The sequence below is a fragment of the Bradyrhizobium ganzhouense genome (assembly GCF_049949285.1).
Lineage (GTDB): Bacteria > Pseudomonadota > Alphaproteobacteria > Rhizobiales > Xanthobacteraceae > Bradyrhizobium > Bradyrhizobium ganzhouense.
The window spans coordinates 8,322,872-8,335,363 of the sequence record NZ_CP181318.1 but is presented as its reverse complement, the minus strand read 5'-3'; the positions used below and the strand labels follow the sequence as shown (position 1 = coordinate 8,335,363).

Genomic DNA, 12,492 nt, shown 5'->3' with positions numbered 1-12,492 from the left:
CGGAGATATGGCATGACCGACTGGACCACGGCAGACATCCCCTCGCTCAGCGGCAAGACCGTCGTCGTCACCGGGGCCACCGGCGGGCTCGGCTACGAGACGGCGCTGGCGCTGGCGGGCGCCGGCGCCTTCGTCATACTCACGGGACGCAACAACGCAAAGGGCCTGCGGGCGATCGAGGGCATTTGCGCGCAGTTTCCCAACGCCCTGATCGCCTGTGAGCATCTCGATCTCGCAAGCCTTGCCTCTGTCGCCGACTTCGCCAAGCGCTTTGCCGCCAGCAACGAGCAGCTCGACCTCCTGATCAACAATGCCGGCGTGATGGCGCTGCCGAAGCGGCAGCAGACCGAGGACGGTTTCGAGATGCAGCTCGGCACCAATTATCTCGGCCATTACGCCCTGACGGCCCGCCTCCTGCCGCAGCTTCGTCGCGCCAAGGCGCCCCGGATCGTCAACCTCTCAAGCCTTGCGCATCGCTCCGGCGCAATCAATTTCGACGATCTGCAGAGCCAGCGGTCCTATCGCCCCTGGCGGGCCTATTGCCAGTCCAAGCTCGCAATGCTGATGTTCTCACTCGAGTTGCAGCGGCGCAGCGATGCGGCGGGCTGGGGCTTGCGGAGTGTTGCCGCGCATCCCGGCTACGCGCGCACCGATCTCATTCCGAACGGGCCTGGTACCAACACCCTGCAATGGCGCGTTGGTCGGTTGCTCCAGCCGTTGATTAGCCAATCCGCGGCCGAAGGCGCGCTGCCGACCCTGTTCGCGGCGACCTCGCCGGCCGCGGAGCCCGGCGGTTATTACGGTCCCAACTGGTTCTACGAATTGAAGGGGCCGCCTGTTGCGGCGAGGATCATGCCGCAGGCAAAGGATTTCGCTTCTTCTGCGATGCTGTGGGATGTCTCGGCGACGCTGACCAGTGTATCCTTCGACGCGATCGCGGCCGCCGCATGAGCCGCGATCTCGGCGGGGACGTCCCGATGCGTGTCATTATTTTCGGCGCGACCGGCATGGTCGGGCAGGGAGTGTTGCGCGAGTGCCTGGTTGATGCCGGTGTCGCAGGTGTGCTCGTGGTTGGGCGCAGCTCGACCGGCGTGCGCAATGCCAAGCTGACCGAGATCATCCACGACGATTTCACCGACTATTCGAAGATCGCGGCGCAGCTCACAGGCTTTGACGCCTGCTTCTTCTGTCTCGGCGTTTCCTCGATCGGCATGAGCGAAGAGCGCTACCGCCATCTCACCTACGACATCACGCTGGCGGCGGCGACGACGCTGGTGCGGCTCAATTCGCAGATGACCTTCACCTATGTCACCGGCGCCGGTACCGATTCCACCGAACAGGGCTCGCGGATGTGGGCGCGCGTCAAGGGCAAGACCGAGAACGATCTGCTCAAGCTGCCGTTCAAGGCCGCCTACATGTTCCGGCCCGGCGCGATCCAGCCTCTGCACGGGGTCCGCTCGAAGACGGCCTGGGTGCAGGCCGTCTACGACGTGACCTGGCCGCTGTGGTCGGTTCTGCGCCGGATCTCGCCCGGGCTCGTCACCTCGACCGAACAGATCGGCCGCGCCATGATCCATGTCGCCCGGGTCAGCTATCCGAAGAGGGTGCTGGAGATGAAGGATATCAATAGCCTCTAACCTGCGCTGCCGGTAGTTTGCGCAGAAATTTCGGCAGCCCTGCGCGTCGAGCCGTCTCAGCCCTCGAGGAGAAGTGTCGGTGATGTCTCCCCAGCTCAAACTGATCGCGCTCGATGCCGACGATCTCGCCGTGATCTCGACCCATGTGCAGGATGCCCGCGTGCAGCCTTCCGACATCATCTGGCGGCAGGGCGAGAAGCGCCTGGTGGTCGGGATGAGCCGGCTGGACTGGGAGCAGACGCTGGCGGGCGAGGCCGAGCCGCGCCGGCTGGTGTCAGCGCTCCGCTTTGACCGCGTGCTTGCCTGCAAGTCGCGCAATATCGATCTCGCGACGCCTGAGGCGGTCCTGGACCTCGTCGGCATCGAGTTTCACCCCCGGGACGGCCGCGATGAGGAGCCCGGCGGCAGCGCGCTGTTGCTGTTCGCCCAGGGCGGCGCCATCCGCCTCGACGTCGAATGCCTGGAATGCGAGCTGACCGATCTGGCGGCGGACGAATTGGGAACGGGGCTGGGGGTCGAGGGCGAGGGGTGAGGTTGCCTGTATACCAGCCGAACCGGTTCAGGCTGTCACCGGAACGGTAGCTCCCAAAGCGGCTGCCAAGGGTTGACGCAGCTTCCCCGCCGCGCCATTGAGCAGGGGGCCGGTGAGCCAGACTGCGCCCCCTCAACCAGCAGAAGCCAAGCCCAAAATGCCCGTTCGTCTCGACCGCAGCCGCGCCGATTTTGACCAGCGATTCGCGGCCTTCCTGGCCGCCAAGCGCGAGGTCTCGGCCGATGTCGAGGCCGCCGCGCGCACTATCGTCGACGACGTCGCCAGGCGCGGCGATGCAGCCCTGCTCGAGGCCACGGCCAAGTTTGACCGGCTGACGCTGGATGCCTCCGGCCTTCGCGTCTCGGCCGCCGAGATCGAGGCCGCGAACAAGGCCTGCGATGCCGCGACGCTGGATGCGCTCAAGCTCGCGCGCGACCGTATCGAGACTTACCATCGCCGCCAGTTGCCGAAGGACGAGCGCTTCACGGATCCGCTCGGCGTCGAGCTCGGCTGGCGCTACACCGCGATCGAATCCGCAGGCCTCTACGTGCCCGGCGGCACCGCGGCCTATCCGTCGTCGGTACTGATGAATGCGGTGCCAGCCAAGGTCGCCGGTGTCTCGCGCCTGGTGATGGTGGTGCCGTCGCCCGACGGCAAGCTCAATCCGCTGGTGCTGGCGGCAGCCCATCTCGGCGGCGTCACCGAGATCTACCGCGTCGGCGGCGCGCAGGCCGTCGCCGCGCTCGCCTATGGCACCGCGACGATTGCGCCGGTCGTCAAGATCGTCGGCCCCGGCAATGCCTATGTCGCCGCCGCAAAACGGCTGGTGTTCGGCAAGGTCGGCATCGACATGATCGCCGGTCCCTCCGAGGTGCTGGTGATCGCCGACGACACCGGCAATGCCGACTGGATCGCCGCTGATCTGTTGGCGCAGGCCGAGCACGATGCCAGCGCGCAATCGATCCTGATCACCGACTCGGCGCGGCTCGCCGCCGATGTCGAGAGCGCGGTCGAAGCGCAGCTGAAGACGTTGCCGCGCGCCGCAATTGCCGGCAAGTCCTGGGCCGATTTCGGCGCCATCATCATGGTGAAGAACCTTGCCGATGCGATCCCGCTCGCGGACGCGATCGCTGCCGAGCATCTCGAGATCATGACGGATGATCCTGACGCGCTCGCCGCAAAGATCCGCAACGCCGGCGCTGTCTTCCTCGGGGCGCATACGCCGGAGGCGATCGGCGATTATGTCGGCGGCTCCAACCACGTGCTGCCGACGGCGCGCTCGGCGCGATTCTCCTCAGGCCTCGGGGTCGCCGATTTCATGAAGCGCACCTCGATCCTGAAATGCGGCCCGGACCAGCTGCGTGCGCTGGGACCGGCCGCAATGACGCTCGGACAAGCCGAGGGGCTGGATGCCCACTCGCGCTCGATTGGATTGCGCCTCAATCTGTCATGACCCAGCCGCCCGAACAGGACGACTCGACCAATCGCATCGTCGCGGTCACCCTCGACGAGGACTCGATCGGCCGTTCCGGGCCCGACATCGAGCATGAGCGCGCGATCGCGATCTACGATCTGATCGAGCAGAATTTGTTCGCGCCCGACAGTGCGGACGGTAAGGGGCCGTTTACGCTGCATATCGGTATCACCGGTAGCCGGCTGATGTTCGACATCCGCCGCGAGGACGGCACGCCCGTGGTCGCTCATCTGTTGTCGCTGACGCCGTTCCGGCGGATCGTGAAGGACTATTTCATGATCTGCGACAGCTACTACCAGGCGATCCGCACCGCGACCCCCGACAAGATCGAGGCCATCGACATGGGCCGTCGCGGCATTCATGACGAGGGATCGCGCACGCTGCAGGAGCGGCTGAAGGGCAAGGTGCGGGTCGACTTCGAAACCTCGCGCCGGCTGTTCACGCTCATTACCGTTCTTCATTGGAAGGGCTAGGGCATGGCCCGGAAAAGTGTGGAGCGGTTTTCCGACAAGGCCATGCCCTCTATCAAAGAAGGCTAGGCGGCGATGGCGGGTCCGCCACGCGCACGCGATCCGCAATCGGTGCTGTTCGCCTGCGCGATGAACAGCGTGCGCTCGCCGATGGCCGCGAGCCTGCTGCAGCACATGTTTCCGCAGGGGCTCTACGTGAAATCGGCCGGCGCCAGGAAGGGCGAGCTCGATCCCTTCGCCGTTGCCGTGATGGCCGAGCTCGGCCAGGACATCTCCACCCACAAGCCGCAGACCTTCGAGGAGCTGGAGGACTGGGAGGGGCTGAATTTCGACCTCATCATCACGCTCTCGCCGGAGGCTCACCACAAGGCGCTGGAGCTGACCCGGACGCTCGCCGCCGACGTCGAGTACTGGCCGACGCATGACCCCACCACCATCGAGGGCAGTCGCGATCAGAAGCTGTCCGCCTATCGCGAGGTCTGCGACCAGCTCTTGATGCGCATCCGCCGGCGATTTGCGAAGGTGGGGGCGGCGAGCGAGTAGCATGCGGCGCCCGTAACACCGGCGTCACAGACTAAGGGCACAGGCATGTGGGGACCCTCGAATCGCTTAAGTCCGGGTTCCCGGGTTGTGAAATCAGCCCCCTTCCGATAGGTTCCGCGCGCAATTCACCCCCTGCCTGATCCCCCAAATCACCTGATGCTCGGCCGCCCCAAATTCGTTCTTGCCTCCGGTTCGCCGCGGCGCCTGTCGCTGCTCAACCAGGCCGGCATCGACCCGGACGCGCTCCGGCCGGCCGACGTCGACGAGACGCCGAAGCGGGGCGAGCTGCCGCGCGCCTGCGCCAATCGCCTCGCAAGGGCCAAGGCCGATGCGGCGCTCAAATCGGTGCAGCTGGACGACGAGCTGCGCGGCGCCTTCATCCTGTCCGCCGATACGGTGGTGGCGGTCGGCCGCCGCATCCTGCCCAAGGCCAACCTCGTCGACGAGGCCGCGCAGTGCCTGCGGCTGCTGTCGGGCCGCAACCACCGTGTCTACACCGCGATCTGCCTGGTGACGCCGCGCGAGGCTTTTCGCCAGCGCCTGGTCGAGACCCGCGTACGCTTCAAGCGCCTGTCGGAAGACGACATCCAAGCCTATATCGGCTCGGGCGAATGGCGCGGCAAAGCCGGCGGCTACGCCGTGCAGGGCATCGCCGGTTCGTTCGTGGTGAAAATGGTCGGGTCCTACAGCAACGTGGTCGGCCTGCCGCTCTACGAGACCACCACGCTGCTCGGCGGCGAAGGCTTTCCGATTCGCTTCGGCTGGCTCAACGCCACTGCGATCTGATCGCGGTCCGACAAAAATCTCGAAAACAACCCCATACACAGTAGAATCGGATGGGGGAGAGGATGCGCCTCCGCTGCAGGAACCTGTTGTCCAAGAGGCTCTTGAACCCTCTCACCTCGTGTAGACTGCCACCATCATGGACGACCACGTCAAAAAGCCCGCCGGGCCCCTCAAAACCTGCCCGATCTGCGGCAACCCGCAGGAGCCGGCCACCCGTCCGTTCTGCTCCTCGCGCTGCCGCGACGTCGATTTGAACCGATGGCTGAAAGGCTCCTATGTCATCCCCGGTCGGGACGACGACGTGGATGACGTCGAATAATCAAGTAATATCAGTTATTTAACGAGGCGACAGCCTTGCTGCGCGCCAGCCGCGGCGAGCCCACTCCATCTTTTACACAGCCGGGGCGCTCCCAGCGAAGCCGAAGACGAAGCGTGGGTGGACAGGCGGCTGCGAGCCCACTATAAACCGCCCGCTCGATGGGCCTTGACCTTCTCTTTGGGTCCTTCCCTCAGCACGCCCAGGTAGCTCAGTTGGTAGAGCATGCGACTGAAAATCGCAGTGTCGGTGGTTCGATTCCGCCCCTGGGCACCATTTCCGTCAAAGGTATGAACGTTCAGCGCTGCATCTCTGTGCGGCGGCGGGTGTGGCGCGGCGAATCCTAAGCCCTGCCTGTCGGAATCGCTTGGACAGAACGCGGTAAGACTAAAGCGCGATCAATTCAGGTTGAATCGTCATCGCGCTTTAGTTCCTTGTTTGAGCACGATCTAAACCGCTGCACACTTTTCCGGATCGTGCTCTAGAAAATTCAGTCGGATAATCTTCCTGCGATCATTCCGGCAATCCAGCGCGCCGCAGCCCTTCTCCGTACCCGCCAGGCCGTATTTCGGCATGGTCTCGATCCAGCGCTCGCCGCCGGCTCCTCGCCGCGCAGCCCGGCGATCGCGCGCTGCCCGAGCGCGATGGGCGCGCTTCCGCGAAACAGGAGCGCGGCATCCGCATCAAGCCGGAATGGACCGATGATGTAACCCGTGGCCACGGCGCGATGCTTAAGAACTTTTTCAGAACGGCACCCATGACTTTCGGTGGGGCCGGGCCCAATGATGAACGCCCTGATTGCAGGGCAACCATCTGACCGGAATCCGGTCGCAAAATCAAGCAGGTGCGCCGCGTCATCCCAGCCTCGTGCTGGCAGCTGGCGAAGTCGCCCAGGGATCTCCGGCGCGCAAATGCAGCAACAGTCTCAACGATCGCGGCCGGTGGCCAGTCGGCCCCGGCTTGCGGGCGCGGCCTTCGGTGTCTTGTTTGCCGGCATCGTCGGCCATTCCAGCGGCGCGCTGGCTTCGTGTACGGTATCGGGACTGGCCGGCGGAGGTGCGACCAACAGCGTCAGCTGCGATACGACCGTGACATCAGCCTCGACGAACTTTGACGGGACATTGACGACGTCGAGCGACTACAAGCAACAGTTCACGGGCGGCGGCGCCGTGACTGCCGGGATCAATGCCGGCCAGACCGTCAGCGGCAGCGGCCTTTGGATCAACACCGCCGAACCCGGTGCTCCCATCATTTTCACCAACAATGGCGCGATGACGGGAGACAGCCTCCATCTCACGGCCACCGGCGGAAACATCACCTATTCGGGCAATGGCAGTGTCAGCGCGAGCTCAGGTCTTCCTGGCCTGTTCCTTGAGACCGGCGGCGGCTCGATCACGGTCGGCGCGAGTGGCGCGCCGGTCACGGCAAACTTTTCCGGCCCAGCCGCCCTGAACGCTTCATCAGGTACGGGCGCGGTCAGTGTCTTCCTGAATGGCGGCAGCCTCACGTTGACAAACGGCAGTGGCCAGGGCTTGGCCGTGTCTGCCGGCGGAAACGCCTCCGTCACGCTGACCGGCAACACCACGATCGCGAATACCAGCGGCGTCGCGGGCACCTCGATCGGCGTCTTCGCGGTGGGAGGCGGTACCGTCAACGTCACATCGGACGCCAATATCGGCAGCGCCGGCGCCATGATTGGGAACGGCATAGGGGCGATCGGAACCGGTACCGGAAGTGTCAGCGTGTTCCAGACTGGTGGCACGATCCTCGCCGGGACAGCCGGCATTAGCGCGTTCATCATCAACGGGGCAAACACCAACGACATCACCGTCGTTGCCAACGGCAACGTCAACGCCGCCACCAAAGCCGGTATCGCCGCCGAGACGACAGGAACCGGCAACCTGCATGTCTCGGTCGGTGCCGGCGCCACCGTGCAGTCCCCGAGCGACGACGGCATATTCCTGTTTGGTGGTGCCGCCAACACGGTCACGAACAACGGCGCGATCAGCGGCGCGACCGGTCTCGTGACAAAGACCGGCAGCACCACCGTGACGAACGCGGGCAGCATCACCGGCACCGGTGGCACCGCCGTGACGTTCGCCGGCGCCAACAACCTCTTCATCATGAGCGGACCGGCCGCGGCGCTGACCGGCCAGGCGGTCGGCAGTGGCACGGACACGTTCCGCTTCGCAGGCACGGGCAGCAACAGCTTCGACGCCAGCCAGATCGGCGCGGGCTGGACGCTGCTCGACAAGACCGGCTCGTCCGTCTGGTCGCTCACGGGCACGTCGACCTATGCCGGACCTGTCACGGTCAATGGCGGTACGCTGGCGGTGAACGGCGATCTCTCCTCCGCGAGCAGCTTCACGGTGAATGCCGGCGGCACGCTCGGGGGCAACGGCATCGCCGGCGCCGTCGCCATCAACGGCGGCACGCTGGCGCCGGGCAATTCGATCGGCACGCTGACGACGGCCAGCCTGACCATGACCGCGGCATCGACCTATCTGTTGCAGGTGTCCGGCGCCGCGTCCGACAAGACCGTCGTCACGGGCATCGCCTCGATCGGCGGCAAGGTGGTGGTGGATCCGCTGACGCGCCTGTCTGCGACGACGACCTATACGATCATGACCGCGGGTACGTTGAGCGGCACCTTCTCCGGCGCCGAATTCCTCACCGCCACCAGCTTCGCCCGCAATGCGCGGCTCGCCTATGTCGGCAACGACGTGCTGCTGACGCTCGATCCCGGCCTGCTGTCGCCGTCGCTGCCGGGCAACGCCAACATCAATCAGCGAAATGTCGCGGCGGGTATCGACAACGGGCTCGTTGGCGGCGGCGCGCTGCCGGCCGGCCTCAATGCGCTGTTCGCGCTGTCGGGCACTCCTCTGCTCAATGCGCTGACGCAAGCCTCGGGCGAGACCGCGACCGGCGCGCAGCAGACCACGTTCAATGCGATGAACCTGTTCATGGGCGTGCTGACCGATCCGTTCGTGGCCGGTCGCGGCGATCCGCGTTCGTCCGGCGGCGCGACCGGATATGCGGCCGATGACAGCGACGCGCTCGCTTATGGCGGCGGCCGCAAGCGCACGGGCGCCGAGCGCGACGCCTATGCCGCGATCTATCGCAAGGCGCCGCAGCCCTTCGAGGCGCGCTGGAGCGTGTGGGCAGCCGGCTTCGGCGGTTCGCAGACCACCGACGGCAACGGCGCGCTCGGCTCCAACGCCGCCACCAGCCGCATCGCAGGTGGCGTGGCCGGCGCCGACTACTGGTTCTCGCCGAACACCGTGGCCGGCTTCGCGCTCGCCGGTGGCGGCACCAATTTCTCGGTGGCGAATGGCGGCACCGGCCGCTCCGACCTGTTCCAGGCCGGCGCCTTCGTGCGGCACGATGCGGGCCCGGCCTATGTCACGGGTGCGCTCGCCTATGGCTGGCAGGACGTCACCACCGATCGCACCGTCACCATCGCCGGCGCCGATCATCTTCAGGCGCGCTTCAACGCGAATGCGTATTCCGGTCGGCTCGAAGGCGGTTACCGTCTTGTTGTGCCAGTGATCGGTGGCGTTGGCCTCACGCCCTATGCCGCAGCCCAGTTCACCACACTCGATCTGCCGGCATACACGGAGAGCACCGTCACTGGCGTCGGCACCTTCGCGCTCGCATACAGCGCTAAGACTGTCACCGACACCCGCAGCGAGCTTGGCTTGCGCACCGACAAGTCGTTTGCCATGGCCGATGGGGTCACAACGCTGCGTGGTCGCCTCGCCTGGGCCCACGACTTCAATCCCGATCGCGCGGTCGGAGCGACCTTCCAGGCGCTGCCCGGCGCGAGCTTCGTCGTCAACGGCGCCGCGCAGGCCGCCGACTCGGCGCTCGTCACGGCGTCAGCGGAGAAGGCCTGGCTGAACGGCTGGTCCGCCGCCGCGACGTTCGAAGGCGAGTTCTCGAACGTCACCCGCAGCTACGCCGGCAAGGGTGTGGCGAGGTATCAATGGTAACGGCCGATCACTCGAAGAATCATGGCGATATGTCAATGACATACGAGTTCGCAATTTTATTCTGAATGGCGCACCAAAACTACGCGTTTCCACGCATCAATTGTGGAGCGATGATAGGAATTGCTGGAGCTCGGGCGTTTTAGGATCCGCAAAGAGCTCATCGGGCGGCCCCATCTCATGCACCTTACCCTGATGCATGAAGATCATGCGATCGGCGACCTTGCGTGCAAAGCCGATCTCATGGGTAACCATCATCAGCGTCATGCCATCCTCGGCGAGACTTTCGACGACGCGCAGAACTTCTCCAACGAACTCCAGTTGCTCGGCACGAAGGGGGCCGACGCCGCCGTGCTGGCATTGGGGCGCGAATTCGAGCAGAACTTTCCTCTTGAAGCGCCGGTCGCCAAGGCCGGAACACTCTACGGGAGAACATCTTGAGCAATGCGCGTGAAGCAGCGGACCGGCTGGTCGCAGCCCGAAGCAGCGGACGGCCGGTCTCGTGGCGTGATATTCTGCCTTCGGATCGTGCCGGCGCTTACGCGATCCAGGATGCCACACTTGCCCGGATCGGCCCGCTTGGCGGCTGGAAGGTAGGAGCGTCGGGCCCCGAGGCCGAGCCCATCTGCGCGCCGCTGCCTGCGTCGGGTCTGCTCACCACGGGCGCGCGACTCGGTCCAGAATTCCGCTTGCGCGGTGTGGAAGTGGAGGTCGCGCTCCGAGTCGGGCGAGCGCTTACGGCTGAAGATGCCGCGTTGCCCGATCGCGAACTGGCGCGCGCCTTCGACGCTGCATATCCCGTGATGGAAGTGGTCGAGACGCGTCTTGAGAATTGGAAGAATAGCGCTGCCTTAGCCCAGCTTGCGGATTTGCAGAGCCACGGCGCGTTACTGATCGGACCAGCCTCGACAGTCAGCCTTCCTTCCGTCGATTTGAGGGGCCTCGAGGCGCATCTGTCCGTCGGCGAAGAGATCAGCCGGCGAACGACGGGAGGCAATTCGGCAGGTGACATCTGGCGTCTGCTGCGCTGGCTCATTCGCCATTGTGCCGACCGAGGCGTGCCTCTTTTGCCGGGCCACATCGTCACAACCGGCTCGTGCACTGGCATGGTCTTCGCAGAAGAAGGGACCAGCGTCCGTGCGCGCTTGGCGGGTCTCGGCGAGGTTGCAGCCGATTTCTGAGAAATGGTGTTTCCTTGGTCTGTAGCCGCCGCAACGCGCCGCGGTTTCGCGGACTGACGTCCGTGTCACGAACGACGGGCGCGACAATACGCCCCGATCGATATTGAGGAGAATCGTCGATGAGTTTTCGTTCGACGACATCAGGTGTTAGGCGGCGGTGTTGCGCGCGCCCGGACATCGATCATTAAGGATCGAAGCCCAGCCGCGACTTCTGGCACAAACTGCACATCACAGTCATTCGAACTTCGGTTAGCCTTTGCAACCCAAACGATATTCGCTCGCGCGCATTTGCCACGAATTGCGCGAGGGTGAGAGCTGACGTCCTGATCGTTTCCGCTTCCCGCGCTCGAGAAGAAGAGTGACGACAATGTACCGAGCAAAAGACCTGCGGCCGACTCTGACCGGAATTTGGCGCAAGCTCCCACATATCTAGGAGGATGACGGCTGTAGAGCGGAGTTCCACCATGTTGCGGGCGGATGCGGGTCATTGCGAGTGGTTGCCGGATGACGCCAAGACTGGCGAGATGGTCTTCATTCCCGGCGGTACCTTCCGGATGGGCTCAGACCATCATTATCCCGAGGAAGCGCCCAGCCATCGCGTGTCCGTCGACGGATTCTGGATCGACCGCACGCCGGTGACCAACCGGCAATTCAAGGAATTCGTCAACGCGACCGGCCACGTCACCGAGGCGCAGATCGTCCCGGACCCCAAGAACTATCCGGGCGCGCTGAAAGAGATGCTGTTTGCCGGCTCGCTGGTGTTCTCTCCGCTGCCGCGCATCACCGATCTCAAGGATTGGAGCCAGTGGTGGAACTTCATGCAGGGTGCCAACTGGCGCCACCCCTACGGGCCCAGGAGCAACATCAAGGGGCTCGACGATCATCCGGTCGTGCATGTGTCCCACAGCGACGCGCTCGCCTATGCGCGGTGGGCCGGCAAGGATTTGCCGACGGAAGCGGAATGGGAATTCGCCGCGCGCGGCGGCCTTGACCGCGAAGAGTTCGCCTGGGGCGATGCGCTGACGCCAAGTGGCAAGCACATGGCCAACATCTGGCAGGGAAGCTTCCCGGTCCAGAATCTGGTCGAGGACGGTTTTGAGCGGACCTCGCCCGTGATGGCGTTCCCGCCGAACGGTTACGGCCTGTACGACATGATCGGCAACGTCTGGGAGTGGACGTCCGACTGGTGGTCGGCAAAGCACCAGGCGGATGCCGCGAAAGCTTGCTGCATTCCGCAAAATCCGCGTGGCGGCCCCGAGGCTGCGAGCTACGACCTCCACCAGCCGCAAATCAAGATTCCCCGCAAGGTGCTGAAGGGCGGCTCGCATCTCTGCGCGCCGAACTATTGCCGCCGCTATCGCCCGGCCGCGCGCCACGCCGAGCCGGTCGACACGTCGACCAGCCATGTCGGCTTCAGATGCGTTCTGCGCAAGCCAACCGATTTGCGGCCCGCATTCGTGCATGGGGCGGACATTTGATGGCAAACATCTTTTGCACGATCGCATCGCGTGGCTCTCCGCACCGCGTTGCTTGTCGTTGTCGCGGGCCTGGATGGTGATCAGGA

General features: G+C 64.9%; 11 protein-coding genes, 1 tRNA gene and 1 pseudogene. 12 read left to right on the top strand and 1 reads right to left on the bottom strand.

Features of this window, described 5'->3' with window-relative positions; translation table 11 throughout:
• Window positions 1–12 precede the first annotated feature (12 nt).
• From ACLFLU_RS38755 to ACLFLU_RS38710, 10 genes are all read left to right on the top strand, one after another.
• The gene (locus tag ACLFLU_RS38755; RefSeq protein WP_426409879.1) at window positions 13–951 is read left to right on the top strand and encodes an SDR family oxidoreductase; all 939 of its coding nucleotides are present in this window, start codon (window positions 13–15) and stop codon (window positions 949–951) included.
• 26 nt (window positions 952–977) lie between these two features.
• Window positions 978–1,637 carry an NAD-dependent epimerase/dehydratase family protein gene (locus ACLFLU_RS38750; RefSeq protein ID WP_426409878.1) on the top strand — a complete coding sequence of 220 codons (660 nt, stop codon included), beginning with the start codon at window positions 978–980 and terminating at the stop codon, window positions 1,635–1,637.
• A gap of 82 nt (window positions 1,638–1,719) precedes the next feature.
• The gene (locus ACLFLU_RS38745) at window positions 1,720–2,169 is read left to right on the top strand and encodes a DUF2948 family protein (protein WP_426409877.1); all 450 of its coding nucleotides are present in this window, start codon (window positions 1,720–1,722) and stop codon (window positions 2,167–2,169) included.
• A gap of 157 nt (window positions 2,170–2,326) precedes the next feature.
• Entirely contained in the window at window positions 2,327–3,622 is a 1,296-nt protein-coding gene (gene hisD, locus ACLFLU_RS38740) for a histidinol dehydrogenase (RefSeq protein WP_426409876.1), read from the top strand.
• The gene (locus tag ACLFLU_RS38735) at window positions 3,619–4,116 is read left to right on the top strand and encodes a UPF0262 family protein (RefSeq protein ID WP_426409875.1); all 498 of its coding nucleotides are present in this window, start codon (window positions 3,619–3,621) and stop codon (window positions 4,114–4,116) included. Before hisD ends, ACLFLU_RS38735 begins: the two co-directional genes overlap by 4 nt.
• 72 nt (window positions 4,117–4,188) lie before the next feature.
• On the top strand, window positions 4,189–4,656 hold the full coding sequence (locus tag ACLFLU_RS38730; RefSeq protein ID WP_426409874.1) for a low molecular weight phosphatase family protein: 468 nt from the start codon (window positions 4,189–4,191) through the stop codon (window positions 4,654–4,656).
• A gap of 156 nt (window positions 4,657–4,812) precedes the next feature.
• Complete coding sequence (locus tag ACLFLU_RS38725) at window positions 4,813–5,442, top strand: Maf-like protein (RefSeq protein ID WP_092226937.1); 630 nt, start codon at window positions 4,813–4,815, stop codon at window positions 5,440–5,442.
• 136 nt (window positions 5,443–5,578) lie between these two features.
• The gene (yacG, locus tag ACLFLU_RS38720; protein ID WP_426409873.1) at window positions 5,579–5,761 is read left to right on the top strand and encodes a DNA gyrase inhibitor YacG; all 183 of its coding nucleotides are present in this window, start codon (window positions 5,579–5,581) and stop codon (window positions 5,759–5,761) included.
• A 197-nt stretch (window positions 5,762–5,958) separates the two neighbouring features.
• Window positions 5,959–6,034, top strand: a tRNA-Phe gene (locus ACLFLU_RS38715).
• Between the two features lie 665 nt (window positions 6,035–6,699).
• Window positions 6,700–9,750 carry an autotransporter outer membrane beta-barrel domain-containing protein gene (locus ACLFLU_RS38710; RefSeq protein ID WP_426409872.1) on the top strand — a complete coding sequence of 1,017 codons (3,051 nt, stop codon included), beginning with the start codon at window positions 6,700–6,702 and terminating at the stop codon, window positions 9,748–9,750.
• A gap of 96 nt (window positions 9,751–9,846) precedes the next feature.
• On the opposite strand, the pseudogene ACLFLU_RS38705 reads toward ACLFLU_RS38710, so the two are convergent.
• Window positions 9,847–10,065, bottom strand: a pseudogene (locus tag ACLFLU_RS38705) (amino acid ABC transporter ATP-binding protein); the annotation flags it as partial.
• Window positions 10,066–10,184: 119 nt separating this feature from the next.
• On the opposite strand from ACLFLU_RS38705, the gene ACLFLU_RS38700 reads away from it, so the two are divergent.
• On the top strand, window positions 10,185–10,928 hold the full coding sequence (locus ACLFLU_RS38700; RefSeq protein WP_426409871.1) for a 2-keto-4-pentenoate hydratase: 744 nt from the start codon (window positions 10,185–10,187) through the stop codon (window positions 10,926–10,928).
• A gap of 464 nt (window positions 10,929–11,392) precedes the next feature.
• Window positions 11,393–12,406 (top strand): formylglycine-generating enzyme family protein, encoded by a 1,014-nt coding sequence (locus ACLFLU_RS38695; RefSeq protein ID WP_426409870.1) that lies wholly within the window; start codon window positions 11,393–11,395, stop codon window positions 12,404–12,406.
• Window positions 12,407–12,492: the final 86 nt, after the last annotated feature.

Coding starts and splice junctions, on each gene's coding strand:
- yacG (WP_426409873.1), top strand. CDS start 5,579: ATGGACGACCACGTCAAAAAGCCCGCCGGGCCCCTCAAAACCTGCCCG.
- ACLFLU_RS38695 (WP_426409870.1), top strand. CDS start 11,393: ATGTTGCGGGCGGATGCGGGTCATTGCGAGTGGTTGCCGGATGACGCC.
- ACLFLU_RS38755 (WP_426409879.1), top strand. CDS start 13: ATGACCGACTGGACCACGGCAGACATCCCCTCGCTCAGCGGCAAGACC.
- ACLFLU_RS38745 (WP_426409877.1), top strand. CDS start 1,720: ATGTCTCCCCAGCTCAAACTGATCGCGCTCGATGCCGACGATCTCGCC.
- ACLFLU_RS38750 (WP_426409878.1), top strand. CDS start 978: ATGCGTGTCATTATTTTCGGCGCGACCGGCATGGTCGGGCAGGGAGTG.
- ACLFLU_RS38730 (WP_426409874.1), top strand. CDS start 4,189: ATGGCGGGTCCGCCACGCGCACGCGATCCGCAATCGGTGCTGTTCGCC.
- ACLFLU_RS38725 (WP_092226937.1), top strand. CDS start 4,813: ATGCTCGGCCGCCCCAAATTCGTTCTTGCCTCCGGTTCGCCGCGGCGC.
- hisD (WP_426409876.1), top strand. CDS start 2,327: ATGCCCGTTCGTCTCGACCGCAGCCGCGCCGATTTTGACCAGCGATTC.
- ACLFLU_RS38735 (WP_426409875.1), top strand. CDS start 3,619: ATGACCCAGCCGCCCGAACAGGACGACTCGACCAATCGCATCGTCGCG.